Annotated in this window: 1 protein-coding gene; it reads right to left on the reverse strand. The window is 66.5% G+C overall.

Features of this window, described 5'->3' with window-relative positions:
* On the reverse strand, positions 1-1,708 hold a 1,708-nt coding region (locus ACXJKL_RS20515; protein WP_457208842.1), incomplete at both ends, for a hypothetical protein.

Genomic DNA, 1,708 nt, shown 5'->3' on the forward strand with positions numbered 1-1,708 from the left:
GTCCGAACCGATGGCCTGTAGCGATGTCGCCGCAGCCCAGGCGAGGTCGGGTTGGAGGGCGGTCATTGCTGCGAAGATGCAGTCTAGAACGAGTGCGGTGGTCGCCTCGTCGCGAGGCGTGGGCGGTGTCGCCCCGCCGCTGCTGTCACCTTCACCTGGCGAGTTTGTGGCGGCGGAATCGAGAAGCAGTCCCGAGGTCCGTGGCAGGGCGGCGACCATCCCTGCGAAGGGCGGATCGACATCAACCGCCCATTGGACAACCGCTTGCGTAACCGTCGGACCGACGACGGCGTCGTCCGCACCGGCGACGAAGTGTCGCAAGAGCGCGGACCGGTGGGACAGGAGCGGGTGTCGTTCGATCCGGTCGACGAAGAAGTCGGCCAGGTCACGCGCGATGCCGCCAGGCACCTGGTAGCGACCGAACACCATCTCGGCTACCAGCTCGGCGGCAGCGATGCTCTCCGCCAAGTCCGGCCCTCGTCGCGTGATCGTCCAGGTGTCGTCGGTGTTGACCGTCGTGATCGGTGCAGGCGCCATCACTGTCCGGACGGCTTCGACGATCTGTCGCTTCTTCGCGGGAGAGGTGGCGGCCCACAGACTCCCCAGGATTACTTCGCGCCACCGGGCGTCGCCAGCCCGTGCGCGGACAATCTCGACCTGTTCGTCGTCGGTGGGGCGGGCGGCGAGATATTCGGAGGCAAGGTGCTCGTGAAGCGATCTATGTATGAATCCAACTTGGCCGGGACCCAACCGGACCAGAAGACCGACGTCACCCTCGGCGATGTCGGCGATCTCGGCCGCGAGAGTGATCGCCTGCTGTCTCGGCATCGCCAGGACGTCATCAGACATCAAAGCGTCGAGCAGGTCGCGTCGCAGCGAGCTCTCGTCGATGGCTCGGAGGTCCCCGCGTTCCTGTGCGGCATAGGCGACCTGTGCCAAGACCATGCGGAGGTGGGTGTCGTCCAAGGTGGAGCGGCGGTCGGCGGCGACGTTGGCTGCGACGACGCGACGTGACCGGTGGACTGTCACCAGAAGCCGGACGGCTTCGCTAAAGACGTCAAACCTGCGGTGTGGGAGTTCTGCGCCGGTTGAGATTCGCAATTGCGCCAGCAGGACTAGAAACAAGGGCACTGCGGCCATGCTTCGCAGGTCGGCTGAGGCCTGCACTTCGTTCAGGAACTCCCGAACTGCCGCCGTGACGGCCGTCTGGTCCTCGTGCRCACCCGCATCGGACGCCTCCGACTCGTCRTGCTTACTTCGCCCATCGGTCGAGATCTGGTCCGTGGGGCCAGTGTTCGACGTGACCGCCTGCGCGAACAACGGCTCAGCCAGCACGTGCTGTTGCTCGACCGAGAGCGGCGCCAAGCGGGCGGCCTGCCACTGCCCGACCAGCGTGACGCGACTTAGGGCGTAGGGGCGAGCCGACAGCACGATCGCGACACGGCGAGCGGTCACGAACGTTTCCAACGCGGCTGCGGCTGCCTCGCCCGCCTTCGGGGTCGCCCACTCGTCGAGGCCGTCGACGACCAGCAGGAGACGGTCGTCGGCAAGTGCGTCGTCGACCAGGGGCATCAGGTGACCGAAGTCGAGCTGTTCGAACCAAGCTCGGATCGCCCCGACGACGGAGGCTGCTGGCCCGGAGTTCACGGCGACCCGCTGAGTGAAGTAGTGGAAAGGCAGCCAGATCGGTAGCCGGTCACCCCACCGG

Source organism: Nocardioides sp. P5_C9_2 (assembly GCF_054049555.1).